The organism is Paraburkholderia sp. CNPSo 3076 (assembly GCF_026343935.1).
GTDB lineage: Bacteria > Pseudomonadota > Gammaproteobacteria > Burkholderiales > Burkholderiaceae > Paraburkholderia > Paraburkholderia nodosa.
The window spans coordinates 83,727-109,065 of record NZ_JAPMAL010000018.1; the positions used below are offsets into that span (position 1 = coordinate 83,727).

Annotated in this window: 17 protein-coding genes and 1 pseudogene; 7 read left to right on the plus strand and 11 right to left on the minus strand. The window is 62.5% G+C overall.

Features of this window, described 5'->3' with window-relative positions:
- The first annotated feature begins 76 nt into the window (after positions 1-76).
- Positions 77-1,192 (plus strand): succinylglutamate desuccinylase/aspartoacylase family protein, encoded by a 1,116-nt coding sequence (locus M3A49_RS21600; RefSeq protein ID WP_266230753.1) that lies wholly within the window; start codon positions 77-79, stop codon positions 1,190-1,192.
- Positions 1,193-1,527: 335 nt separating this feature from the next.
- Complete coding sequence (locus M3A49_RS21605) at positions 1,528-2,223, plus strand: phosphatase PAP2 family protein (RefSeq protein WP_254356800.1); 696 nt, start codon at positions 1,528-1,530, stop codon at positions 2,221-2,223.
- A gap of 43 nt (positions 2,224-2,266) precedes the next feature.
- Here M3A49_RS21605 and M3A49_RS21610 read toward each other — a convergent pair whose 3' ends face one another.
- The 3 genes from M3A49_RS21610 to M3A49_RS21620 are packed head-to-tail and all read right to left on the minus strand — an operon-like array spanning position 2,267 to position 6,722.
- Positions 2,267-3,709: an aldehyde dehydrogenase family protein gene (locus M3A49_RS21610; protein ID WP_266230754.1), complete on the minus strand. Its 1,443-nt coding sequence runs from the start codon at positions 3,707-3,709 to the stop codon at positions 2,267-2,269.
- Positions 3,710-3,732: 23 nt separating this feature from the next.
- Positions 3,733-4,911: a fumarylacetoacetate hydrolase family protein gene (locus M3A49_RS21615; protein ID WP_266230755.1), complete on the minus strand. Its 1,179-nt coding sequence runs from the start codon at positions 4,909-4,911 to the stop codon at positions 3,733-3,735.
- A gap of 26 nt (positions 4,912-4,937) precedes the next feature.
- Positions 4,938-6,722, minus strand: a complete 1,785-nt coding sequence (locus M3A49_RS21620) for an IlvD/Edd family dehydratase (protein ID WP_266230863.1) — start codon at positions 6,720-6,722, stop codon at positions 4,938-4,940.
- A 324-nt stretch (positions 6,723-7,046) separates the two neighbouring features.
- Here M3A49_RS21620 and M3A49_RS21625 point away from each other — a divergent pair, with 324 nt between their 5' ends.
- The 3 genes from M3A49_RS21625 to M3A49_RS21635 all read left to right on the plus strand — a co-directional run bounded on the left by M3A49_RS21625 (position 7,047) and on the right by M3A49_RS21635 (position 12,234).
- Positions 7,047-8,399 (plus strand): MFS transporter, encoded by a 1,353-nt coding sequence (locus tag M3A49_RS21625; RefSeq protein ID WP_266230756.1) that lies wholly within the window; start codon positions 7,047-7,049, stop codon positions 8,397-8,399.
- Positions 8,400-8,695: 296 nt separating this feature from the next.
- Positions 8,696-9,478 (plus strand): substrate-binding periplasmic protein, encoded by a 783-nt coding sequence (locus M3A49_RS21630; protein WP_266230757.1) that lies wholly within the window; start codon positions 8,696-8,698, stop codon positions 9,476-9,478.
- An 8-nt stretch (positions 9,479-9,486) separates the two neighbouring features.
- Positions 9,487-12,234, plus strand: coding sequence for an EAL domain-containing protein (locus M3A49_RS21635; RefSeq protein WP_266230758.1), 2,748 nt, complete (start codon positions 9,487-9,489; stop codon positions 12,232-12,234).
- A 22-nt stretch (positions 12,235-12,256) separates the two neighbouring features.
- Here the strand turns inward: M3A49_RS21635 and M3A49_RS21640 are convergent, their stop codons facing one another.
- Positions 12,257-13,162, minus strand: a complete 906-nt coding sequence (locus tag M3A49_RS21640; RefSeq protein WP_266230759.1) for an SDR family oxidoreductase — start codon at positions 13,160-13,162, stop codon at positions 12,257-12,259.
- Between the two features lie 40 nt (positions 13,163-13,202).
- On the minus strand, positions 13,203-13,955 hold the full coding sequence (locus M3A49_RS21645) for an SDR family oxidoreductase (RefSeq protein WP_266230760.1): 753 nt from the start codon (positions 13,953-13,955) through the stop codon (positions 13,203-13,205).
- Positions 13,956-14,072: 117 nt separating this feature from the next.
- Here M3A49_RS21645 and M3A49_RS21650 point away from each other — a divergent pair, with 117 nt between their 5' ends.
- Entirely contained in the window at positions 14,073-14,987 is a 915-nt protein-coding gene (locus tag M3A49_RS21650) for a LysR family transcriptional regulator (RefSeq protein WP_266230761.1), read from the plus strand.
- A gap of 23 nt (positions 14,988-15,010) precedes the next feature.
- On the opposite strand, the gene M3A49_RS21655 is transcribed toward M3A49_RS21650, so the two are convergent.
- The 4 genes from M3A49_RS21655 to M3A49_RS21670 form a co-directional block, all read right to left on the minus strand.
- Complete coding sequence (locus tag M3A49_RS21655; RefSeq protein WP_266230762.1) at positions 15,011-16,150, minus strand: iron-containing alcohol dehydrogenase; 1,140 nt, start codon at positions 16,148-16,150, stop codon at positions 15,011-15,013.
- A 677-nt stretch (positions 16,151-16,827) separates the two neighbouring features.
- Complete coding sequence (locus tag M3A49_RS21660) at positions 16,828-17,529, minus strand: DUF2290 domain-containing protein (RefSeq protein WP_266230763.1); 702 nt, start codon at positions 17,527-17,529, stop codon at positions 16,828-16,830.
- Positions 17,526-19,664, minus strand: coding sequence for a DEAD/DEAH box helicase (locus M3A49_RS21665; RefSeq protein WP_266230764.1), 2,139 nt, complete (start codon positions 19,662-19,664; stop codon positions 17,526-17,528). The genes M3A49_RS21660 and M3A49_RS21665 overlap by 4 nt, the downstream gene beginning before the upstream one ends.
- A 610-nt stretch (positions 19,665-20,274) precedes the next feature.
- On the minus strand, positions 20,275-21,969 hold the full coding sequence (locus tag M3A49_RS21670; RefSeq protein WP_266230765.1) for a site-specific integrase: 1,695 nt from the start codon (positions 21,967-21,969) through the stop codon (positions 20,275-20,277).
- Positions 21,970-22,267: 298 nt separating this feature from the next.
- Here M3A49_RS21670 and M3A49_RS21675 point away from each other — a divergent pair, with 298 nt between their 5' ends.
- Positions 22,268-23,473 (plus strand): hypothetical protein, encoded by a 1,206-nt coding sequence (locus M3A49_RS21675; RefSeq protein WP_266230766.1) that lies wholly within the window; start codon positions 22,268-22,270, stop codon positions 23,471-23,473.
- Between the two features lie 392 nt (positions 23,474-23,865).
- Here the strand turns inward: M3A49_RS21675 and M3A49_RS21680 are convergent, their stop codons facing one another.
- A complete protein-coding gene (locus M3A49_RS21680; protein WP_266230767.1) occupies positions 23,866-24,165 on the minus strand; it encodes a hypothetical protein in 300 nt (99 codons plus the stop codon).
- Between the two features lie 13 nt (positions 24,166-24,178).
- Positions 24,179-25,260, minus strand: a pseudogene (locus M3A49_RS21685) (IS630 family transposase).
- Positions 25,261-25,339 lie beyond the last annotated feature (79 nt).

Here is a 25,339-nt window from a genome sequence, read left to right on the forward strand (position 1 = left end):
TAGCGACAAAGGCGCGGGCACTCCCGCGCCTTTTGCCCTTTTCGCCGCTGGAACCTCTCCCCGCACTCACACCATCATGCAGATCCAGACCCATCCGCTCATCTCGCCGGCGCTCGGCACCGCGCGGCACCTCACGAGCTTCCACTACGGCCCCACCGGCGCACAGAAGATCTATATCCAGTCGTCGCTGCATGCCGACGAACTGCCGGGCATGCTGGTCGCCTGGGCGCTGCGCCAACGCCTTGCCGCGCTCGAAGCCGCAGGCAAGCTGCGCGGCGAGGTCGTCGTCGTGCCCGTGCCCAATCCCATCGGCCTCAATCAACGCCTGCTCGGTCAGCTGCTCGGCCGTTTTGAAAGCGGCACCGCGGCCAACTTCAACCGCCACTTCCACGATCTCGCCGAACTCGTGCTCCCGCGTGTCGGCCCTCGACTGAGCGGCGACGCGCAGCAGAACGTGGCCGCCGTGCGCGCTGCGATGCGAGAGGCGCTTGACGAACAGGCGCCCACCACCGAACTCGGCTCGCAGCGTCTAGCGCTTCAGCGCCTTTCGTATGACGCCGATGTCGTGCTCGACCTGCATTGCGACTTCGAAGGCGCAATGCATCTCTACACGAACCCCGACCTGTGGGCCGATGTCGAGCCGCTCGCGCGCTATCTCGAAGCGAAAGCCTCGCTCTTCGCGCTCAATTCGGACGGCAACCCTTTCGACGAAATTCACAGCTTCTGCTGGTCCGCGCTGCGCGAGCGCTACGGCGACCGCTTTCCGATTCCCAACGGCGCGGTTTCCGTGACGATCGAGCTGCGCGGCCAGGCAGACGTGAGCTACGACTTCGCCGAACGCGACGCGAACGCGATCATCAACTACCTCACGCATCGTGGTGTGATCGAAGGCACGCCCGCGCCGCTGCCTGCGCTCGAATACGCGGCCACGCCGTTCGCGGGCACCGAAGCGCTCATCGCGCCGGCCTCCGGCGTGCTGGTGTTCCGCACGCCGGTTGGCGTGAGAGTCGAACCGGGCCAGCCGATTGCCGATGTGGTCGATCCGCTGACCGATCGCGTCGTCACGATCACGAGCTCCGTGACCGGCATGCTGTACGCACGCCAACGCACGCGCTTCGCCACGGCTGGGATGGAAGTCGCGTGGGTCGCAGGCGCCACGCCGCTGCGCAGCGGCTCTCTGCTGCCCGACTAGGCGATGAAACCGGGCAAATTGCCCGAAATGATGTGGGGTCATGCCGGATAACGGACACGTTCTCCGGCACAGTTCGTTTGGAAACGAAACGATGTGTGACGGGGCGTAACAGCAGGCCGGCAGGCGCGGCGCAAAAGACGATGCCTGCCGCTGCGGCGCAGTGAGGGCGGGAGCAAGCGCTATTTACACTTGCTTTCGATTCTTTACCTATGCGCGCTGAGTTGAAACTTACGATTGTTAGCGCCTGGAACATCGGGTCCCAAGGCGGCCGGAGACCTCCGTTTCCGGCCGCCTTTCTCATTCGTAAACAGGACCAGCGGAATGGCCCACAATAAATGAACAGCTTCGATACCGTCATTCTGGGAGCCCTCACCCAAGTCGATCTGCCGCCACTGCTCAATCACGCGATCCGGGTGATGGTGGGACTCTATACGTTCAAGGGATATTTCCTCATCCCGCTCATCTGGTGGATCTGGTTCCAGCCGAGCGAGCGGCGCGAGTGGCGGCGCGAGATGATGATCGCCACGGTGGCCAGCGGCCTGATCGCGCTCGCAGTGGGACGCCTCCTCGCGCGTTTTCTGCCGTTCCGGCAACGGCCGCTTTTCAATCCCGATCTGCATCTGCATTTCGCTTCGTCGTCGCTGCGGGCGGCCGGGCTAACCGACTTCAGTTCGTTTCCGAGCGATCACGCCATGCTGTGGGTGGCGATTGCAATGGGGATCTTGCTGGTATGGCGTGTGGTCGGCGCGCTGGTGATGTTATATGTTGTGCTAATCATCTGCTTGCCGCGTGCGTATCTGGGCTATCACTACCCCACGGATTTGATCGCGGGCGGCGCCATCGGCGTGGTGATCACCTGGCTGATGACGCGCGATGCAGTCAGGAAGCGGACCGCCGAGCCCGCTCTGCGCCTGATGGTGCGCTTTCCCGGGGCGGCTGCCGCATTCACGTTTCTCGTGTGTTTCGAACTGGTCACGCAATTCGACGATCTGCTGAGGCTCGCCCACTCCGTGGTGCACGGAATGATCTGAAAACCGGCGCGGCCGGCGTCTTCGGTACGCCGCCCGCGCGGCTTCACACTGCGCCCGGATTGACGTACGCCGTCTTGACCGTGGTGTAGAACTCGCGGGCATAGCTGCCTTGCTCGCGCGGGCCGTAGCTCGAACCCTTGCGGCCGCCGAACGGAACGTGATAATCCACGCCCGCCGTTGCGGTGTTCACCATGACCATGCCGGCCTGAACGTGACGGCGGAAGTGGTTGGCATAACTGAGCGAAGTCGTGCAGATACCGGCCGACAACCCGAACTCCGTGTCGTTCGCCACGGCGAGCGCCTCGTGATAGTCCTTCACCTTGATGACCGAGGCCACCGGGCCGAACACTTCTTCGCGGTTGATGCGCATTTGCGCAGTCGTGCCGGTGATCAGCGCGGGGGCAAGGAAATAGCCGCGCGTGGCGCCTTCCACGCGCTCGCCGCCGTACACCTCGCCGCCCTCTTCACGCGCAATCGCAATGTAGCGCTCGTCCTGCTGAAGCTGCTTGTCGTCCACCACCGGCCCGATATGCGTGCCGTCCGCCAGCGCGTCGCCCGTCTTCAGCGCTTTCATGCGGGTCTTCATCGCTTCGATGAAACGGTCGTGAATGCCTTCTGTCACGATGAGGCGGCTCGACGCCGTGCAGCGCTGCCCCGTCGAGAAGAAGGCGCCGTTGATGCTGGCTTCCACGGCGACGTCGAGATTGGCGTCGTCGAGCACCACCATGGGATTCTTGCCGCCCATCTCCAGCTGGAACTTCTTGCCCGTTGCAAAGCACTTCGCACCGATCGCGCGGCCCGTCGCGACCGAACCCGTGAAACTCACGGCATCGACATCGGCAGAGCTGACGATCGCCTCGCCCACCATCGAGCCGCGCCCCATCACGAGGTTGATGACGCCGGCCGGCGCGCCCGCTTCCGCAATGATCTTCACGAGTTCCCACGTGCTGGCCGGCACGAGGTCGGCGGGCTTGATGACGACCGTGTTGCCATAGGCCAGCGCGGGCGCGATCTTCCAGGCGGGAATGGCGATCGGAAAGTTCCAGGGCGTAATGAGCCCGATCACCCCGATCGGCTCGCGCGTCACCTCGACGGTCATGCCGGGCCGCACCGAAGGCACGATCTCGCCGCCAAGGCGCAGCGCCTCGCCTGCAAAAAACTTGAAGATCTGAGCGGCGCGGCCCACCTCGCCGATGGCCTCGGGCAGCGTCTTGCCCTCTTCGCGCGCGAGCAGGCGGCCCAACTCGGCCTTGCGCGCGAGAATGACGCTGCCCACCTGGTCGAGCAAATCGAAGCGTTGCTGCGGCGTGGAGAGCGACCACTGCGCAAAGGCCTTGCGCGCGGCGGCGATGGCGTCGCGCGTCTGCGCGTCGTCTGCCTGCGCGAACTCGCCGATCGCGTCGTCGAGATTGGAGGGATTGATGTTGGTGGATGCCGTGGCGCCGCGCACCCACTGGCCGCCGATGTAATTGTCGAACTGGTTCATGTCGCGTTTCCCGATTCAGTGGCTCACAGCAATCCGCGCGCAGCCAGATTGCGATAGAGCGCGCGTACGCCGAAGGTCCACGGCGCGAGTTCCGTGCTCAATTGCACGGTGTTGACCAGCGCGCCGAGTTCCGGCGCGGAGATGGTGACCTTGTCGCCCAGGTGGTGCGTAAAGCCTCCGCCTTGCGAGTCGCGATCCTTGATCGGCGAGAACATGGTGCCGAGAAAGAGCATGAAGCCGTCGGGATACTGGTGATGCGGGCCCCACGTCTGCGCCACGAGATCGGCCGGGTCGCGGCTGATTTCGCTCATGTGGCTGATGCCTTCCAGTACGAAGTCATCGTCCGTGCCTTCCACGCGCAATGCGACGCTCGTCTTGCGCACCGTGTCGAGGCTGAACGACTCGTCGAACAGGCGCACGAACGGCCCGATCGCGCACGAGGCGTTATTGTCCTTGCACTTGCCGAGCAGCAGCGCCGAGCGGCCTTCGATGTCGCGCAGGTTGACGTCGTTGCCGAGCGTCGCGCCGACGATCTCGCCGCGGCTGCTCACGGCCAGCACGATTTCCGGCTCGGGGTTGTTCCAGACCGAAGCGGCCAGCAAGCCGACAGCCGCGCCAAAGCCCACCGCCGACATGGGCTGCGACTTCGAAAACACTTCCGCGTCGGGCCCGATGCCCACTTCCATGTACTGGGACCACGCCCCGCGCCGCTCGAGTTCCGCCTTGAGCTTCATCGCGTCTTCCGAGCCCGGCTTGATCTTCGAGAGATCGGTGCCGATCGTGGCCGCGATGGTTGCGCGCACTTCCTGCGCTTTCGCGGGATCGCCGCCCGCCTGCTCCTCGATCACGCGCTCGATCAGGCTCACCGCGAACGTCACGCCGCAGGCCTTGATGGCCTGAACATCATTAGGCGCGAGCAGACGCAGCGCGGGCTCCCCGCCGCCGGGCAGATTCGCTTCGATCAGTTGCTCCACCGGGCCGAGCGATTCGCCGCTCACCGTGCGCGCAAATTGCGCGAGGTCCTCGCGGTCGAACAGATCCGCGGTGGTCGGCGCGCTGCCCGTGATATCGATGACTTCGCCGTTGCGCACGAGCACGATGGAGGGGCCTTCATGCTCGCCTGCCTTGCGCCACACGCGGCCAACGAGCAGCGCCTGCCCGACATCGCCGGGAAGCCAGTTTGCGGGAGTGTTCGAGGTCATGGTGCGTCCAGTTTGGTGTCCGAGGGTTAGTGCGAATGGCGCGGGTTGCCGCGCTCGGCGATGACTTTCAGATAGAGCGTGGCAGGTTCCAGGCATCCGCCCGTGGACAACTGCCCCACCGTCTTGCGGTAAAGCTCCTGCCAGGGCGTCTGGGCAGGCGGAACCTCGAAGTGCGCCGTTTCGCGGCGCCGCGCCAGCTCGGCTTCGTCGACCAGCACGTTCACGCTGCGCGCATTCAGGTCCACGCGAATGCGGTCGCCCGTTTGCAGCAGCGCGAGGCCGCCGCCCACCGCCGCCTCGGGCGACATGTTCAGGATCGACGGGCTCGCCGACGTACCGCTCTGGCGGCCATCGCCAAGCGTGGGCAGCGACGTGATGCCCTGGCGCACCAGTTTCGCCGGCGGCGCCATGTTCACCACTTCGGCGCTGCCCGGATAGCCCACCGTGCCCGTGCCGCGAATCACGAGAATGCAGCGCTGGTCGATTTCGAGCGACGGGTCGTTGATGCGCGCGTGGTAGTCCTCGGGACCGTCGAACACGATCGCGCGAGCCTCGAAGGTATTTTCCGCGCCCGGCTCGCTCAGATAGGTTTGCCTAAAGGCATCGCCGACCACCGACATCTTCATGATCGCGCTGTCGAAGAAGTTGCCCGAGAGCACCATGAAGCCTGCGCCGTGCTTGAGCGGGTCATCGGTTGTCCTGATGACTTCGCGATCGGGCTCGGGCGTGCTGTCGGCGATGGCGCCGATGGTGCGACCCGATACCGTGAGGCATTCGCGGTGCACGAGGCCCGCGCGATCGAGTTCGCGCAGCACGCCGGGCACACCGCCCGCGCGGTGGAAGCTCTCGCCCAGATACTCGCCTGCCGGCATGCAGTTCACGATGAGCGGCACCTGTTCGCCGACGCGTTGCCAGTCTTCGAGGCTAAGCTCGATGCCCATGTGCCGCGCTATCGCAATGAGGTGCGGCGGGCAGTTGGTGGACGCTCCCAGCGCGGAGGCCACGACGATGGCATTCTCGAACGCCTCTTTCGTCATGATGCGCGAAGGCCGCATGTCGTAGCGCACGAGGTCGACAATGCGCTTGCCCGTCGCGTACGCCATCTGCCCGCGCTCGCGGTAGGCGGCCGGAATGCTGGCGCAGCCGGGCAGCGACATGCCCAGCGCTTCGGCGAGGCTGTTCATCGACAACGCCGTGCCCATCGTGTTGCAGTGGCCGATGGAGGGCGACGAAGCCGTCGTGAGCTCCATGAAGCCCTCATAGTCGATCTCGCCGGCCGCCAGCAGATTGCGCGCATGCCAGATGACCGTGCCCGAACCGACACGCTGGCCGTTATGCCAGCCGTCAAGCATCGGGCCGCCCGACAGCACGATGGCGGGCATATCGACCGTTGCCGCGGCCATCAGGCAGGCGGGCGTGGTCTTGTCGCAGCCCGTGGTCAGCACGACGCCGTCGAGCGGGAAGCCGTGAAGGATTTCGACCAGACCCAGATAGGCCAGATTGCGGTCGAGTGCCGCCGTGGGCCGGCGGCTCTGCTCGGCAAGCGGATGCACCGGGAATTCCATCGGGATGCCGCCCGCGTCGCGAATGCCCGCCTTCGTGCGCGCCGCCAGCTCGATATGGTGACGGTTGCAAGGGGCGAGATCGCTCCCCGTTTGCGCAATGCCGATGATGGGGCGGCCCGATTGCAGTTCTTCCCGGGTCAGACCGTAGTTCATGAAGCGCTCGACGTAGAGCGCGGTCATGTCCGCATGGGCCGGGTCGTCGAACCATTCCTGGCTACGCAGGCGCCGTGCGTTGGGCTGGGTCATATCACTCACTTGCTGGTTCCTTGTCTCGACGATGTGGCGGGCAGGTCCACGCCATTTGTTATCGGTAACATTTCTGGATATTAGCACTTTGTGCTCGCCCTGTGCACCAGGTGAGACCACGCGTTTTCCCGACCTTAGCGCCGGCCTCCGACTTGCCGTCGCGCCTCGTCTCATGCTAATTTAGCGCCCGCTGTGTTACCGATAACAAAACAGCGGGCTGTTCACAGCCAGCGCCGAGATCCAGCAAACACACCACGAAGCTCGTGGAATCGCCTCCCCAGCAGCGGGACCATTCAAAGGCACATGTGAAAGGAGACACATCCCATGCCAACCCTGACCCAGATTGCGGACTCGCCGGCCGCCGTCAACCAGGCCGAAGAACGGCTGTACCGCAAGGTTCTGAAGCGCATCTTGCCGCTTCTGCTTCTGTGCTATGTCGTCGCCTACCTCGACCGCGTGAACGTCGGCTTTGCCAAGCTGCAGATGCTCGATTCGCTCGGCCTGAGCGATAGCATCTACGCCGTGGGCGCAAGCATTTTCTTCTGGGGATACTTCCTCTTCGAGATGCCGAGCAACCTGCTCCTGCATCGCTATGGCGCGCGTTTCTGGATTGCGCGCATCATGGTGACGTGGGGCATCGTGTCTTCGTCGCTGGCCTTTATCGCGCCGCTCGCGAGTTTCTTCCACGTGCAAACCTCGACGATGTTCTACATCCTGCGGTTTCTGCTCGGCGTCTGCGAAGCGGGCTTTTTCCCCGGCATCATTCTTTACCTGAACTACTGGTTTCCGGCGCGTCGCCAGAGCGTCGCGATGTCGGGGTTCCTGATCGCCATTCCGGTGAGCCTCACGCTCGGCGGGATTATCTCGGGGTGGCTCATGGAAAACACGCATGGCCTGTTCGGCCTGGGCGGCTGGCAGTGGATGCTGTTGCTCGAAGGCATACCTTCGATTCTCGTCGCCTTCGTGGTGCTGTTGCGCATGGGCGACGGCATTCAGTCGGCGAAATGGTTGAGCGCCGACGAGAAAGCCGTGCTTCAAAAGAATCTCGAACAGGAAAGCGCGAAGAAAACGCATAGCGCCGTGGCGGCGCTGAAAAGCCCGCGCGTCTGGCTGCTGACGTTCATCCTGCTGACCTTCAATACCGGCTTCTATGGTTTGGCGTTCTGGCTGCCTTCCATCATCAAGGCTTCTGGCGTGAAGAGCACGTTCAATATCGGCTTGCTGACCGCCATTCCCTATCTCAGCGCCGTCGTCGCCATGATCTGGAATGCGGCGCACTCGCGCAAGACGGGCGAGCGCCGGCTGCATGCGGCCATTCCGGCCTGTATCGGCGGCGTCGGCCTGATTCTGAGCGCACTCTTCGCGCACAACGTGCCGCTCTCGATCGTATTCCTGACTATCTCCACCTGCGCGATTCTCGGGCTCATGCCGATTTACTGGACGTTCCCGGGGCAGATTCTCTCCGGTACGGCCGCGGCGGCGGGGATTGCGCTCATCAACTCGGTCGGCAACCTGTCCGGCTTCACGGGCTCCATGATCACCAGCGTGGCGAAGGACCTGACCGGCGACATCAACAACGGCACCTATGCGCTGGGCGCGTGTCTGCTGGTGAGCTGCGTTCTGATCCTGTCGATTCCGAAAAGCATGCTGAACCGGGACCCGGTGGAAGAGAACTGAGCGCTATGCGAATCGGCTAAATCGTCCGTTGCGAAGGCCACCTTCTGGGTGAGCCTTCCTTACACGACCCCGTTTTGAAAATTGCGTCGGCCTTGCGCCGGCGCATTTTTTTTGCCTTCGCAGTCCAGCGAGCACGGGCACTCGTCCTGCCCGAGGCCCCCAGCGCCCGCACATAAAGCATGCAAAAAAAACAATTGGAATTGTCTCAAGAATTGCAGCACGCTGCCGATAAGACGTGAACACTGTTTTCCGCCCGACGCACTGCCATCGGGCCACTATCGAGCAACGGAGACGCTGTGATTCGAACCTGCCTTGGGGGCCTGCTGCTGGCGCTCGGTTGCATTGGCACCGCGGTTGCCGCGGGCCCCGACTGCTCGCGCTCATTTACGCTCGCCTTACACGATCATGGGCTGCTCTACTCCGTCGACACGGACACGGGCATCGACAAGGACTTCGCCGACGCCCTGGCGCGGCGCAGCGGCTGCCAGCTCCGCGTGAGCCTGATGTCGCGCGCGCGCATCTGGAAACTGATCGAATCGGGCGCGCTCGATTTCAGTCTTTCGGGCATTGCCAACGAAGAGCGCAATCAATACGCGGACTTTGCCTGGTACTTCAGCAACAAGTACTATCTGCTGGTTCGCAAGGATTCGGGCATCCATCAACTGACCGATTTCGAGCACAACGACAAGTTTCAGCTCGGCGTGATTCGCAGCTTCCGCTACAGCGAGTCGGCCAACCGACTGGTCGATTCGCTCTCTGCCGAAAACCGCGTGAGTCAGGCCGGGGGTCTCGAGCCGCTTTACCAGGCGCTGATTCTTGGCCGCATTCAGGGAATGATCATCGAGCCGTTCGATTATCCCGCCATCGATGAAGCGAAGATTCGGAGCGTGACCAATATCGTGGAGTTCGACGATCCACCCATTCCGCATGGACTCATCATGTCGAAGAAGGCGCTCTCGCCCGAGGAGCGGGACAAGTGGCGCGCCCTCGTCAACGAAATGATCGCCGACGGCACGGTGCGCCGCATCTTCACGAAGTATTTCAAGCCTGACCTCGCCGACTCGATGGTCCCCTTCTAGACGCCGCCATGACCCGGACGCGCCTCATTCTGCTCCCGCTACTGGTTCTCGCCGCCGCGCTCGGCGTGACCTGGGTGCTCTGGAACCACGAGCGGGAAGCGGCCCGCCACGAACTGCTCACCCAGTTCGACTTCTCGCTCGGCGACGTCGTGAGCCGCATCGAACAGCGCATGGGCACGTACGAACTGCTGCTGCGCGGCGTGCAGAGCCTGTTTGCCGCCAGCGGCGAGGTCGATCGCGACGCGTTCCGGGCTTACGTCAATACGCTCAATCTCGACGCCAACTTTTCCGGCATCCAGGCCATCGGCATCGTCGCGTGGGTGCCGCAAACGCAAAAGGCCGCGCATATCACGGCCATGCAGCAGCGCGGCTTGCCACGCTACTCGATCGAGCCCGATGGTCCGCGCGCGAATTACGCCCCCATCATTCAGCGCGAGCCGTATATCGGCGCCAATCGCGCGGCGCCCGGTTTCGACGCCTGGGCCGACCCGGTGCGCCGGCGCGCCATGGAGCAGGCGCGCGACACCGGCATGGCGACCATCTCCGGCAAGGTGCGCCTCTCGGTCGACACCGATCCCGGCGCCGACCCCGGCTTCGTGATGTACATGCCGGTCTACGCACGCGGCCCGGCGCCGGAAAACGCCACCGAACGCCAGGCGCAGCTGGTTGGCTGGGTCTACGCGTCCTTTCGCATGCACGACGTCATTGCCAGCCTTTACGGCGAGGAACCGCCCGGCCTCTCGGTCTCCATCTACGACGGCGTGGAATCGTCGCCGGACGCGTTGCTCTACCGAACGTCGGGCGCCGCGGCCCATCGCCTGCCAAGCGATCTTTCGGCAACCGAATATCTCGTCGTCTGCGGACACGACTGGATGCTCAAACTGATGGCGCGCGACGGCTTCAAAGCGCGCTTCGGCCGCGACGCGGCAACGCTCATTGCGATCACCGGCACGGGCCTGAGCCTGCTGCTCGCGCTGCTCACGCGCCTCATGATGACGGGCCGCAGCCGTGCGATACGGCTGGCCTCGTCGATGACGAAGGAACTGCGCGAAAACGAGGAAAAATTCCGCGCCATTGCGGACTGCACCGTCAACTGGGAAATCTGGTGGTCGCCGGAAGGCAAGCCGCGCTGGATCAACTCGGCGGTGGAGCAGTACATCGGCTATACCGTCGACGAGTGCATGGCCATGAGCGACTTCGCCTGCACCGTGATTTATCCGGGCGACGCCTCCTACGTCGCGCCCGAGTTCCGCGGCGCGCAACTGGGTTCGCGTGGCGACAATCTGGAATTTCGCTGCGTGCGCAAGGACGGCTCGCTCATGTGGCTCTGCGCGTCGTGGGTGCCGATTACCGACTCCAGGGGCGATTTCATCGGTTTTCGCACGAGCGGGCGCGACATCACCGAGCGCAAGATCGCCGACCAGCGCATCAAGGAGCTGGCTTTCTACGACGCGCTCACCGGCCTGCCCAATCGCACGCTGCTGCTCGACAACCTGAAGGACGCCCTCACCGACAGCGCGAGGAACGGCACGAGCGGCGCCCTGCTGTTCATCGATCTGGATCATTTCAAGACGCTGAACGACACGCTGGGCCACGACAAGGGCGACCTGCTGCTGCAGGAAGTGGCGAAACGCCTGGCGGCGAGCATACCGGCGGGCGACACCGTGGCGCGTGTGGGCGGCGACGAGTTCGTCGTCGTGGTGGGCAATCTGAATCCCGTTCCCTGTGAAGCGGCCCGCCAGGCCGAGGCCCTGGGCGAGCGGATTCTCACCGTGCTCGGGAATCCTTATCGACTCGACGACATCGACTACCGCAGTTCGGCGAGTATCGGCGCAACCGTCTTCAAGGGATTCCAGGCGTCGACGGACGACCTCATGAAACAGGCCGACCTCGCCATGTACAAGTCCAAGGAACGCGGCCGCAACGCGGTGCGCCTCTTCGACCCCGACATGCAGACGGTCGTGGTGGAGCGTGCCGCGCTCGAAGCGGCGCTGCGCGAAGCCATCGAAAGCGAACAGTTCGTGCTTCACTACCAGATGCAGATCGACAGCGGCCGTGTCACCGGCGTCGAGGCGCTGGTGCGCTGGCGTCACCCCCTGCGCGGGCTCGTGTACCCGGCCGACTTCATTCCCGTGGCAGAAGAAACCGGGCTCATCGCCGCGCTGGGCAGCTGGGTGCTGCGCGCGGCCTGCATCCAGCTGGCGCGCTGGGCCACGCAGCCCGACACCGGGCATCTGACCATTGCGGTCAACGTCAGCGTGCAACAGCTGCACCAGCCGGACTTCGTGGCAAGCGTGCTGGCCACGCTCAAACGGACCGGCGCGAGAGCGGACCGGCTGAAGCTCGAATTGACGGAAAGCGTGCTGGTCGACAACGTGCAGGAGATCATCGAGAAAATGGAGGCGCTGAAGGCGAACGGCATCGTCTTCGCGCTCGACGATTTCGGCATCGGCTATTCGTCGCTTTCGTATTTGAAGCGCCTGCCGCTCGCTCAACTGAAAATCGACCGCTCATTCGTGCGCGATGTCCTCGTCGACCCGAACGATGCCGTAATCGCCCGAACCATCGTGGCGCTTGCGCACAGCCTGGGCCTCGGCGTGATCGCCGAAGGGGTGGAGACCGAGGAGCAGCGCGCCTTCCTCGCCTCGGCCGGATGTTACGCCTATCAGGGCTATCTGTTCTGCCGCCCGATTCCTGTCGAGGAGTTCGAGGCGGCATTGCGTGGACTCGAAGCGCCGGAGTGCGTCGCGCAGTAAGCGCGCCCCGCCGCTTGCCGCATTACGCGTCGCCATGCCGGCGCGGCGCGAGCAGGTCGGACATGCCCACGCGATGCAACATCTCCGCCCGCACGCGGTCCAGTACGGCAAAGCCAACGTCCGCGCCGTCCTGGGTCGGGTCCACGTGCACCCGGAACGGCCGCTTCCCGAAGGGGGCATCGACCACATCGACGATCGCCTCGGCCACGAGGCCCACGTCGGCTTGCGGCGGCACGATGGCGGCGAACGCCCTCTGGATCTGCTCGCCGAACCCGGCATAGGGGCCGGCTTCATAAGCGGCGACCACGCCCTTGTCCTCCGGGCTGCCCGCATGCGCGAAGTGATTCGTGCCCGAGGTAAAGGCACCCGGCACGATGATCGACGTTTCGATGCCCCAGCGCGAAAGCTCGCGCGCATACTGAACCGCAATCGCATCCATGGCGGCCTTCGCCGCGAAATACGGCGCGAGGTAAGGCGGCGTGCCGCCTGCGGAACTGCTGCTCGACACCCACACCACGAGGCCTTCCCGCCGCTCGCGCATGTGCGGCAGCACCGCGCGGTTCACCCGCTGCGTGCCCAGCACGTTGATGTCGTACAGGTGCGCATACTGTTCCGGGCTAAACGCTTCGGCCGGCCCGAAGGCCATGTGGCCCGCGTTGTGGACGATGACGTCGATACGTCCGCTTTGGGCGATCACGCGGGCGATGCCCGCATCCACGGACTCCTGCGACTGCACGTCGAGTTCGACGGTGCGCAGATCCACGCCGTTGTGCTGCGAAAATTCCGCCATCTGCGCGACGACCGGGGCGTTGCGCCCGGCGGTCGCACGCATGGACGCGTAGACGGTATGGCCGGCGCTGGCGAGTGCTTCGGCGGCGAGGCGGCCGAAACCGCTCGATGCGCCGGTAACGACAATGACCTTCTTCATGATGGGCTCCTTGTTCGCAATGAATCGCTTGATCAGGACATCAAACAATGCCGCCGTTCACGCGGATCGTTTGACCGTCGATCCAGCCTGCGCCGTTGCCGACGAGGAACGAGACCACCTGGGCGATGTCGTCCGCCTGGCCGAGCCGCTCGAGCGGCGGCATCTTCGCAAGGCGCTCGATCTGCTCGGGGGTCTTGTCCTTGAGGAACAGTTCGGTTGCGGTAGGCCCGGGGGCGACCGCATTCACGGTGATATTGCGGCCGCGCAGTTCCTTGGCGAAGATGTTGGTCATCGTTTCCACGGCGGCCTTGGTGGCGGCGTACACGGAATAGCCCGGCAGCGCGAGCGCCTGGATGCTGCTCGAGAAGTTGACGATGCGGCCGCCCTCGCGCAGCTTCTTTGCGGCGATGCGCAGCGTATTGAAGGTGCCCTTGAGGTTGATCGCGACGAGCCGGTCGAACAGGGCGTCGTCGGTATCGACCAGATTGACGAGGCCCGGCTGCATGATGCCCGCGTTGTTCACCACGATATCCACGCCGCCGAACAGCGTAATGGCCTGGTCGAACATTGCGGCCACCTGGGCGGGCACGGCCACGTCTGCCTGAATCGCCGCGGCGCGACCGCCCGCGGCCTTGATTTCCTCCACGACCGCGTTGGCGTCCGCCGCGCGACCGGCGTAGTTGACGACGACTGCGATGCCTTCGCCCGCGAGGCGTCTGGCGATCGATGCGCCGATCCCGCGGGAAGCGCCGGTGACGATCGCGACTTTGCTGGTGTTGGCTTGCGTGCTCATGGTGACTCTCCGTTCCGGTTGGGTGGGTGATGCAACGTGATGCGATGGGTGCATCTTCCCGCCAGCCAACGCTCCACGGTAGCCGCATAACCAGAATATCGATTATGCTTCCCGCGTATGACCATCTTCAACGACCTGAGCCTGCTGCAGGCCTTCGTTGCCATCGTGGAGAGCGGCAGCATCTCCGCGGCGGCGCGCAAGCTGAACCTGAGCCAGCCCACGCTGAGCCGCCAGTTGCGTTCGCTCGAAGATCAATGCGGCGCGGCGCTGCTGCGGCGCGACACGCACCGTATGAGCCTTACGGAAATCGGCCACCAGTTCCTTGCCGACGCCCAGGCGCTGCTCGCGCTAGCCGAGGAGTCCGCGCAGCGCATGCAGCGCGACCAGAGCGCGCTGAGCGGCAATATCCGCGTGTTCTCCACGATCGACTTCGGCCAGTCCGTGGTGAGCCGCATGATCAGCAGCTTTATCCAGGCGCACCCGGCAGTGAGAATGGAGCTGGCCTATTCGAACCGCCCGCTGCACATGATCGAAGAGGGCTGCGACGCCGGTATCGTCGCCGGGGCGCTCACTGACGATCGCGTCGTGGCGCGCTCGCTGGGCGAGATCCGCCGCTATCCGGTTGCCTCGCCCGCCTTCCTCAAGGATCACAAGTTCGCCAGCAAGCCGGAAAGTCTCCAGGCCTTACCGTGGATCGCACTTTCGAGCCGGCAATTCGGCGGTTCGAGGGATGTCACGCTGTATTCGGGCGCAACGACGCATACGTTGCAGATCGATCCCGTGATGATCTCGGAAGGGGTGACGAGTATGCGCGAGGCCGCGCGCATGGGGCTGGGCCTGGCCGTGTTGCCGGAATGGCTGATCGAAGAGGATCTGGTGTCGGGCCGTCTCGTGCGCGTGCTGCCGAAATGGCAGGCGAAACCGCTCGCCGCGCAAATTGTGTATCCCGTGCAAAGGCGGCTGCCGCTGCGCGTGCAGGCATTGATCGAATTCGCAACCGAATATATGACGACGGTTTTGAAGCCGCGATAACGCTTGACCGAAGCCGTGCCGCGTTACATCGACGACTCGAGCATGGCGCGGTAATCGTCTTCGGAGGCCTCGCGCGGATTGGTCTTGTGGCTGTGATCCTTGAGCGCGCCCTTGATGATCTCGGGGAACATATCAGCGCTCACGCCAAGCTGCGCGAGGCCCGTCGGCAGGCCAAGGCGCTCGGTCATCGTGCGCACGGCAGGCGCCACTTCGGCGCCGCTGCCCAGCCCCATTGCCGTCGCCAGGCGGTCGAGCTTGCCTTCTTCGCGCACCGAAGGCGCTTCTTCGTTGAACCGCAGCACCGCCGGCAGAAAGATGGCGTTCAGCGTGCCATGATGCAGACGCGGGTTGATGCCGCCGAGCGAATGGCTCAGGCTGTGCACGCAACCCAGACCCTTCTGGAACGCAAGCGCGCCCTGCATCGATGCGCTCATCATGTTCAGCCGCGCCACGCGGTCGCCGCCATCACGCGTCGCGCGCTCGATATGACGCCACGCGCGCCACAATCCATCCAGCGCAATGCCGTCCGCGGGCGGATTGAAGGCGGGCGCGAGGAAGGTCTCCATGCAATGTGCGATGGCATCCATGCCCGTCGCCGCCGTCAAAACGCGCGGCAAGCCCAGCGTGAGTTCGGGATCGCAAATCGCCACACGCGGCACGACGTAAGGCGAGATCACGCCGACCTTGCGGCCATCGTCGAGAATCAGAATGGCGCCGCGCCCCACTTCGCTGCCGGTGCCCGCGGTCGTCGGCACGGCGATCACCGGGGCCGTCTTCGCCGTGATGTTCGCCGCGCCGCCTTCGATCACGGCGAAGCGCTGCAGCGGTCCTTCGTGCGTTGCGCAAACGGCGACGCCTTTGGCGAGGTCGATTGCCGAACCGCCGCCAACGGCGACGATGCCGTCGCACTCGCCCGCACGGTAGGCCGCCACAGCCTCGCGCACCGCCGCTTCGTTCGGATTGGACGGGGTGCCGTCGTAGATCGTTGCGAGCGCAACGCCTGCCAGCGCGCAAAGCACGCTATCGAGGCCCCCCGCCGCACGCACGCCCTTGTCCGTGACGATCAACGGCCGGCTGATGCCCACACGTTCGCATTCGTTCTTGAGCAAACGAATGGCGCCAAAATCGAACTGGATCTGCGTGACGTAGTTGATGAGGGACATAGGATTGAGCTTCAGTTATAGTGAATTCGACCGTTGCGGCAACAAGCGCTGACAACTGCAATTCGACTACCGCATTTCAGCCGCATAGTGCTATTGTTTTGGGCCAGTATAGGGAGACGCCCATTACGCGGTAATTGAGAAGATTTGATACAGCTATAACTTTTCCTCAACCCCATGACCCCGTCGCTCAATTCGATCATGTCATTGTCCAATAGAAACGGTTACAACGAGACAATAGATGCGGATACAGCCGATACAATCGGCCCGCAGAGCCTTATTGGGCGCGGTGTATCCGGAACTAACGACCGACGCTTAGAATGCGACCAAAAATCCCGCCCCACAAAAACAACGAAATGTCAATAGCGGTCGCAACCGCTTCTCCATCTGCTGCAGCGCAACCTTTCCGGTCAGAGCAGGAATCAGCGAACGTTATTACAGACGACAATTTCGTTATGGAAGCGCTCCGGCCACAGCTCCGGGTGTCGGTTGAACAGTTGGGTAGCAAATTCTCCGCCCCCGTGGCGGCACGCGCTCGCCAGCAGCTCGGGCGCTTCATATCTGGAAAGCGGTAGAACGCGCTCAGGAGTTTGCCTCGCATTTCCAAGATGTGCTGAACCGCTCGATATTGCCCGCGCGAGCTGACACAGCCGACCAACCCTCGCCGCAGCTGGGGTACATTACGAGAAGTAGAAGCTACGGCGCTCTATATCTTCGAACAGCTCCTGCGCAACAAGCCGGCACTCAGCCTTTTCGTCAATCAGAATCCGCTCATAGACGTTCTGTACGTCCACCGTCTCGTCGGCACCGACCAGATGCCACGGTGCGCCATAGTATGCCTTGAACACGAGAAGCGAAAAGGCCAAGGGGGTAAGCACACGATGTAGCGGCCACCGATTTTCGGAATGGAATCCGATATGAAGGTGTGAGCATGGGTGACGAAAGCGGACACGCTGGTCTGGAGCGTTCTCATAGCGCAGCATCGGAACGCCGCTGGACATGTCGTCGCCCGCCAGGATCGCTAAATAATCCTCGTGGCTGATCATCCCTGCTTCCACCAGTTCCCGGCGCTGCTTGAACTTGACGGTATCCTGGGCCTTCCCTGAAATAAAGGGATTGGGATAATAGGCGTAGCGAACGTAGTCTGGACGGTCGATACCGAACTGGAAGTACGAATAGTCCGACAGCAGGATGTTGTAGTGCGACAGACTGAGACCCGATAAGTACAGGTCACAATAAGTTGTCTCCTCTGACAACGCCAGATCGCGGAATTGCTCGTTCAACGGCAACGGCCCTGGGTTGGCAAAGTTCTCCGCCAGCCCCAGCTCGTCGGAAACGTCCCATGTCCGGATGATCCCGTTGACAACGCCGTCCCGATTCATTTGCCGTCCTCTGATGTCTGGTCAGGGACGTCTTCTTCGGTAAGCCCTGCTTCTTTGAGTCTCGCCAAATACTCGGCGCGCAGCCGCGAAGCCTTGATAGCGCGCTCGCTGAGGTCACGCTGGATGAGATTAATTTCCGCAAGATCTGGCATCGGGAATCGAAGCGCTGGGAAGTTCGAAATTGCTTTGTCAATTTCCGCAGCGATCGCACGAGCCGCAACCGAATATCCAGAAACCCGCAGCCACGCCTTCGTTCGAGTGAATGCGGCAAAGAGCTTGTTCCGGTCGGACCGTGACCTCAGAAACAGTGCGTCAACGCCAATTGCGAAGACCACCGCGGCTTCGTTCCCCTTTGCCCGGTATACCGTCGACATCGTTACCTTTCCAGGCATAGTAAAAGGCGGTTCGGAATACGGATCGGCGTGAATGTTGTTCGTCGCAACTCCCGCCCGGCTTAGCGCTGCGGACAGGAGTTTGAAGTAGTCACGCAAATATCGATCGTCGAGCGCGACAATGAGGATATCCTCCGGCTGCAGGCCGCCCTCCAGGAACTCACGGATGTTCGAGACGACCCAGTCAGTCTCTTCTACCATGTTCCCGGCCACGAAATGCTGGATCAACGGTGGCACATGGTCGCGTTCGAGCGACACCGGGCTATTCTCTTCCGGCCGCACGATTTCGATTGGCTTACCCACTTCAAAATCGGGCGTAGACACAGCGTAGCCGACGTCTTGCCAATGGTCCGGACTTTCGAGCAACTGAACGATATCCGAATAGATGCCGAAGCCTAACGCGTGCGCCGTAACAAGAACCTCGCGCTGGTTGCGATAGCACTTACTCAGCACCGTGTCGTTCGTCGCCCCTGGCGGCAGATTCTGACTCGCCCGGGCAAGCGAAATTCGCGGCGCACCATTTGCCATACCGAACAGCTGTTCCGGCGAGCGCATCGTGACATTGAGGATATTCTGCAACTCGTCGTACGCCCATACGATGTTCTTGCCGTCGCCTTCCCCGCGCGCGAGTTCGTAGCACAGCGCGTAGAACCCTTCCGGAAAATCCTGCCCTTCGTCGATCAGGATGTGATCGTAGAATGGCTCAATCGGCGTCCTGTCCAACAGGTCCGTACACGCAAAATGGAACGGATCCATATGAGCCGGTGCATGCGCCCGAGCGGAGGCAAACGTACGCGGCACCGTACCGGCCCGACGGCAGGCGTCGGCGTACGTTCCGTTTGTTTTTGAGCCACCCCATCCGTGTCGGATGTGGATGCGCTCCCAGTCAGGGTCGATTTCCTTGTAGTGCCGGTAGAATTTGGTGATCAGATTCTTGATGGATGAGCGCAGGCTTCGGGTAAAAAACGTTACGAGAATCTGGTCATCGGGGCGCGTCATGTGCAAATGCGCAGCTTTCATCGCGAGGATCACAGTCTTGCCGGAACCCGCCAACCCCCTGATCCGCTGAGGACCCTTGATGGTCACAAGCGCGGCCCGCCGCTGTTTCTGGTCGAAATTTGCGATCTCTGCTTCGAGCTGAGCCAATGCCGCAGCGACTGGCTGGGTCTCAGGATCCTCCACTGTGCGGCGGTTGGCTCGCGTCAGGGCCTTGGCACCCTCGAGTACCGAACGAGCTTCAGCGAGCAACAGCGGTGAGAGATCTGCTCCAGCAAGGTCAGCGAGAAGAGTGTCGAATGCATCGAACGATGCAATGACCTCGCATTCTGCCTCAGCAAAGTATCCGGCAGCGCGTGGGGAATTGCACAGAATCACCGGCGTAACGCGGAACGCGAGTTCAGATCTATTGGCGCGTAACGTGCGACTTTTGAGCAACCGGCCTATCAGCAGGCTGCAGAACTGACCAAGCGATTCGTCGACATTCAGTCGCTCGTGCTGCGCCATCCGGACCGCCTGCTCCTCTGTCACGAACCGGAATGCAATAATTCCATGCGCACGGGTAACGAGGAGCGCATCGGGCTTGTACGTGACAGTTTCATAGTCCGAGTACGTCGGAAAGTCGTAGTACAGCGCGCTTTCATCGAGGTCGAGGAGCCCAGCTTTCGCCTGAACGTAGGTCATAAAGTCGCGCGCAAGCGGATCACTGTTGAGGCGATCCGTCGTCACGAGGATATCGATTGCCATAAGAATCCTACCGTTCTTCGTTCGTTGGGTATGGAGGAGCCGCTTTCCGTGGGCTTAAGCGACGAATTCCCACACACGCGCTTCGCAACTTTCACCCATTGCGGCCGCGGGCTATTGCGAAAAGGCCATTGTGCGATATACGGCCGAAATTGTAACAGCGTTACGTCACCAAGCCTTTCGCCCCGGCGTCTCACTGATAGCGCGTTCAGGTGCGGCCCGGTAACACCGCACGTACAACGCAGGAGGGATGGAAGCATCAGACTCACTTACAATGCCGCGAGACGGAGTGCCGGTGCCGCAGATGCACGACTGGCCGGAACGGGCGCTGTTTTCCGACTCAAATTCGTGACGCTGATAACTTCACCAGACCGCCATTGCCCGAAGCTTTTGACCGGCCGCCGTACGAATGCAATGCTGGATTTCCGCCGCGACGAGCTGTTTCAGGGAAAACTGACCAGATAGCACCGCGTTCCACACGGGATGCCTATGAAAAGGGAAGCGATCGTACAGCGGAGGCAATTTTCGCCTGCACTGACATAACCGGTCTCGACGCGATGTTGTTCGGACAATATCACATCAAATGGCCGTGCTTGTTGCATTGGGATGTAGGCTACCGCTTGAAATTGCCCGTACTGAACGCCTGATCGAACTGCCGGGCTCGCTGCACCTCGTCGCCGTGAAGATAGGTCGACGTCGTTGAGATCGAGGCATGGCGGAGATTGTCACGGACCATGATGAGCTCGGCGCCGCGTGCCAGCGCGTGCGACGCGTGTGTGTGTCGCATCCAGTGCGGACTCGCGCGGCGCAGCTTCGCAGCCGTCGCTGGTTGCTCGTCCTGGATCACATCTGCGACCAGCACAAAGAACCGCCGAAGCACGCGCCACAGTCGCGTACTTTCGATGCCTGTACCATCCTCCTCGAGACTCGCGACGAGCGGCGTTGCCGGGTTCCAGCGCGCGGGCGTGACCGGTAATCGACGCTGCACGAGATACTGATCAAGCGAGGTGCGAGCGAGTGAAGGTAACGCCACCTTGCCCAGCTTGCCGCCCTTGCCGAGCACATGCAGCCAATGATTGCCGTGCTCGTCGCGGTGGATATCACCAAGCGTCGCGCCGACTAGCTCACTCGCCCGCAGGCCGGTCGAGTAGCCGAAATCCAGCAGGAACCGCAACCGTTGCGCGGCCGGGACGCTCCAGCCATATGACCACTCGAGTCCGTCGCCAAGCGTACGGATCAGCAGCCACTCGCCTTCTGAGAAGCCACGGGACACATCCATCCCCGCGCGCTGTCCATGGGCCTTGACCTTGACGCCGGCGAACGGGTTCGCGAGCACGTAGCGCTGCTCGATTAGCCAGCGACACAGCGCGGACAGGACGTTCAGGGCGTACGCCGCCGAGCGTGCCGACAGCGGACCCGTGAACGGTCGCCATTCGACACTATGCCGAGGCCGCGACGGTCCGATCCAACGCTCGTGTGGTGCCGGCCGGCGCAGGAAACCCCTGTAGGCAATCGCATCGTCTGTGTTGAGCGACGACAGCGCACGACCACGTTCGACGATCGCCCACAGGAGCAGGCGCTCTGCTTCCTTGCGGTATGCGCGCCGCGTAGCAGCCGATTCGTGCAGCGCCAGCCAGGACTGGATTGCCTCGTAGTCATTCGAGGCGTTCAGCAGACAGGCCGCCTGAGGCGCCCGGAACTGCCCCTGCGAACCATCAACAGCGTGCGGCACGCGCAGTTGCTCCCACGGCACGATGTTGCCGGATGGCGCCGCGGCAATCAGCGCCCTCGCCCGTTCGGTAAGAGCCGGATGGGCCGCGAAGAACGCCTCAATGCGGCGCGCGCCCGCGACGCCGAGTCCGGCAATTGCCGTCCACCAGCGACGTCGCCGCGGAATCCGCACAGTCAGGTCGGCCAGCGTCCGGATTCCGTGCGCGTGGAGCGCCGAAACTATGCGCGGCGGCAACCACAATTCGAGGGCGTCGGTGATCAACGGCGTCAGCATGGGCAGGCTGCGCAGCGTTTCGATTGTGCGGGCTACCTCTTCGGCCGACGTTTTCGACGGGTGTTCAGCGAAAACGGCAGCCAGATCCTCGCGGTGACGCTGTACGGCGAACGCGGCGAGTTGCCGGCGGATGCGGCCCAGGATGGCGCGCGACGACGCACCCACCTCCTTCCGATCGCCCAGATAACGGGCGACGGCCGTGCGCGCGCCCAAGCCCGAGTACCAGCTACGCAGGGCGGCAAGCTCGGCTTCGTCAGGGAAGTCGGAGCCGGTGTCGTCGGAGAGGGCGTCGCGCGTTTTCATCTCCGCCAGTTTAGGCCAGACTCGATGGAGGGCTGATAAGAAAATTTATCTGCCCATATGCATCTAAATATTGACGTATTCCTTTCAATCGTTACCCACACTCTTACCATCACCGTGCACGTCAGGCAAGGCGTCCTGCAGTGCAGGCACGGTCGTACAATCGACCGTATCGCGTCGCCGGTGAAGGACGGCTGGCGGGAGCCAGTCCGCGTTTTCCGCAATAATCGGTGCGGGCACTACGAACTCCGGCAGGGCGCGCGATTCCGCGCGCCCTGCCCGGCCAACGGGAGCGAGTTCGATGAACCACTTGACGGCCTACACCGATACCGATCAGCTCAACCAGCTTATAGGGAACGATCTGGAAGCGGGTCGACCTGGCGGGCTGAAGGAAAATCTGTATCTCGGCAATGAAGTCACGCTGGGCTTGACCACGAACAACCTGACGCTCTTGTCCAGCCAGCAGTACCCTTACACCGCGCTCGGGCCCATCGGGCTAGTGAAATTGCGAGACCAGCCCCAACCGAGTGTGGTCACGCAGATCCTGAATCGCCACACGGTCAATCCGACCAACCGTAGCGCCAGCCAGCTCGTTCTACTAGATACGCAAGCCCAGACGGAGATTGAGCAAGCGCTGCGGAGGGACGCGCGCCATACCGGGGGCACTACGGTCGCTCATTCGCTATTCGATTCCGCCGACCAGGACGTGCAGTGGATTCTCACGCATCGTTTCGAGACGTTGGCAGCGATTACCGACGTACAGCAATATCGTTGGGTTCGCCCGAATGCAACGGAGGCGTGGGGGCACTATCAGGCGCTTGGCAAAGACCCACCGACACGCGAGGCGGTGCGCGGCTGGCTGTATGGTCAAGACCACAGCGTGGGATGGGGCCGATTCAAGCGAAACGACACCAAATCGGGAAACCGGCTTAGCAGCCACTACACGAATCTGGGTGCCGGCCTGGACATCGAGCAGGCCAGAACAGCGGCCCGTGGCGAATATGCTGCCAGCAAGCTCCTGATCACCGCCTACGGGCCGAACTACCAGATGAAGATGGGGAAGTCTGTTGGCGGCGGTCGTCCGAACGGGATCGACCAGATCTGGGTCAAACGCGACATGCAGACGGGCAACGTGCTGGAGTATCTGATCATCGAAGCGAAAGGAAGCGTCAACGCAACACTGGGTCATCCCGGCACCGGTCAGCAGATGTCACCTAGGTGGTTGTTCTGGTGTTTAGTCAGGATGGCCGCGGGGCACGGAAGCTATATCGATGCTCAAACCAGTCGGGAACTGCCCAAAAAAATACTCACTTCATTGATCAACCACAATGGAATTCCCGTGAGAGGCGTTGTATTTCACTCGCTGTACGGCTCGCAAAACGAAAGCAAGGTCGTGGAGATGACCGATCTTGGGCTCTACAGCTTCGTCACCGCCTTCGAAAACGCAACGGCGGGTGTGCAGCGTTTCCATAGCGCGCCGACGCAGGAGTTCATCGCGTTCCAGTGAACAGCTGCAGTTTTCGACGTTCACCTTCACAGCGAACAGTCAGAGTGTGCTCCAGCGACTCAGCCAAACCTGCTTCAATGGTGGCGACTGCTTTCTGCGACGGCAACCGCGATGGATCTCGCAGGAATGCGCGAGCACGCAGGTGAAATTTGAGGACGAGTGATTCGGATAGTGGCGCCAAGGGACTAGGTAGCGCACGCACCGGGAAGCCCAGCGCGGTCTCGCCCTTCAAGCCCACTCGAAGCTGCTCCCTGCGGATCGGCGAACAGCCAATCAAAGCCTCATCGACATTCACGCGACGGTGACGGCGAGCTCGGATCCAGCGAAACTGGGACCGAGTCCGCCTGAATCGCCACCAAGCACTTGCCTAGTACAACATCCCTCAAATAGCTTTAATAATTATCGGGCTGCAAATAAGGCTGTAGGAGCGTGACGACGACCTCGGCCATCTCGTCGAGTGAGCCTGTGCCCGGCAGCGGTTCCCATCGGCCGGTGTGGCTGCGAAAGGCGGCACTATAGCGACTGCGGCCGAGCTCGGTAAGGCGCGCCACAACAGTTGGTTCCTCACCATCGAGACGTTTGATCAGCAGGTGCCGCCCGTAGGCTTGTGTGACGATCTGCTCATGGCCGAGCAAGCTGCGCAGTTGACGCTGAAGTTCAGTCGCGTAATGCTTAGTGGGGATGGCTGGCATGTCTGTCTCTCGATTACGATGTGCCCGTTTGCAACGGATAGCCCCGGAAAGTCCATTTGAAGGGGCGTGCTGCCTGATTATGCTCGTGCATAAACTGCTCGGTGCGCTCGCGCAGGTGCGCGGTGCCGGTATGACTGGCATGGCGTAGCACCCGACGCGTATAGCGGGCAAACCACAGTTCGATCTGATTGACCCAGCTCGCGTGCAGCGGGGTGAAGTGGAAGTGAAACCGCTGATCATGCCGCTCGTTGAACGCCTGCCAGACGGCCTGAGCGCGATGCGTATTGAGGTTGTCCCAAATCACGTGCACCTGTTTGCCCGCGTGCGCAGCCGCCACGCGCTCCATGAAGGCGACCAGGTCGCCCTGGGTGCGCCGCTCGCGGCAGTCTGCCAGCACCTGACCGGTATGCACATCAAGCGCGGCAATCAGCGCCTGAGTGCCGTGCCGGATATATTCAAACTCCCGACGACGCAGCCGTCCCGGTGCCGGCGCGCGACCCGGGTGCTTGCGCTCGATGGCTTGAATGCCCGTCTTCTCGTCGATGCTGAGCACCACCGCGTTTTTGGGCGCCTTGCGGTACAGCTTGCAAATCACATTGACCTTCTCGCGAAAGGCCGGGTCGGGACTGTGTAGCCATTGCTGGACCCGGTGCGGTCGAACGTCGCCAGCCTGCAGAATGCGCTGCACATGGCTGCGGCTGATCTGTTCGACAATGCCACGCTCGATCGCGCGCTCCACTATCTCGTCCAGTGTCGGCGTAACCCGTCCTTCGGGTTCGTGTGCTTCACATGCCAACGCAATCAACTGCAGTCGCGTTTCTTGCGTGATGCGTGGCGGACGACCGCTACGCTCACCCTCGCGCAGGCCCTGCGCACCATGCTGTGCGATGCGCTTGCGCCACGCGCAGACCGTCTGCACCGACACACGCAGTTCTCGAGCAATCACCGTATCGGACGTCCTTCGTGCGCCCACAGCGCGATGCGCGCCCGCATCACATCTCGCTGAGTCGCGGTCTTCCGCTCGATCAGCGACAGCAGTTCTTCTCGTTCTTTCTTCGCCAACTTCACTGGCGTTGCATGACGACCTTGGCTCATCTCGAAATGATAGCCAAGACAATTATTTAATCAAGCTATTTACGGGATGTCGTACTAGTTGATTACCGGACTCGGTATC

Excerpts from the sequence above, each read along its gene's own strand:
- M3A49_RS21600 (WP_266230753.1), top strand. The coding sequence starts at position 77 with ATGCAGATCCAGACCCATCCGCTCATCTCGCCGGCGCTCGGCACCGCG.
- M3A49_RS21605 (WP_254356800.1), top strand. The coding sequence starts at position 1,528 with ATGAACAGCTTCGATACCGTCATTCTGGGAGCCCTCACCCAAGTCGAT.
- M3A49_RS21610 (WP_266230754.1), bottom strand. The coding sequence starts at position 3,709 with ATGAACCAGTTCGACAATTACATCGGCGGCCAGTGGGTGCGCGGCGCC.
- M3A49_RS21615 (WP_266230755.1), bottom strand. The coding sequence starts at position 4,911 with ATGACCTCGAACACTCCCGCAAACTGGCTTCCCGGCGATGTCGGGCAG.
- M3A49_RS21620 (WP_266230863.1), bottom strand. The coding sequence starts at position 6,722 with ATGACCCAGCCCAACGCACGGCGCCTGCGTAGCCAGGAATGGTTCGAC.
- M3A49_RS21625 (WP_266230756.1), top strand. The coding sequence starts at position 7,047 with ATGCCAACCCTGACCCAGATTGCGGACTCGCCGGCCGCCGTCAACCAG.
- M3A49_RS21635 (WP_266230758.1), top strand. The coding sequence starts at position 9,487 with ATGACCCGGACGCGCCTCATTCTGCTCCCGCTACTGGTTCTCGCCGCC.
- M3A49_RS21640 (WP_266230759.1), bottom strand. The coding sequence starts at position 13,162 with ATGAAGAAGGTCATTGTCGTTACCGGCGCATCGAGCGGTTTCGGCCGC.
- M3A49_RS21645 (WP_266230760.1), bottom strand. The coding sequence starts at position 13,955 with ATGAGCACGCAAGCCAACACCAGCAAAGTCGCGATCGTCACCGGCGCT.
- M3A49_RS21650 (WP_266230761.1), top strand. The coding sequence starts at position 14,073 with ATGACCATCTTCAACGACCTGAGCCTGCTGCAGGCCTTCGTTGCCATC.
- M3A49_RS21655 (WP_266230762.1), bottom strand. The coding sequence starts at position 16,150 with ATGTCCCTCATCAACTACGTCACGCAGATCCAGTTCGATTTTGGCGCC.
- M3A49_RS21660 (WP_266230763.1), bottom strand. The coding sequence starts at position 17,529 with ATGAATCGGGACGGCGTTGTCAACGGGATCATCCGGACATGGGACGTT.
- M3A49_RS21665 (WP_266230764.1), bottom strand. The coding sequence starts at position 19,664 with ATGGCAATCGATATCCTCGTGACGACGGATCGCCTCAACAGTGATCCG.
- M3A49_RS21670 (WP_266230765.1), bottom strand. The coding sequence starts at position 21,969 with ATGAAAACGCGCGACGCCCTCTCCGACGACACCGGCTCCGACTTCCCT.
- M3A49_RS21675 (WP_266230766.1), top strand. The coding sequence starts at position 22,268 with ATGAACCACTTGACGGCCTACACCGATACCGATCAGCTCAACCAGCTT.
- M3A49_RS21680 (WP_266230767.1), bottom strand. The coding sequence starts at position 24,165 with ATGCCAGCCATCCCCACTAAGCATTACGCGACTGAACTTCAGCGTCAA.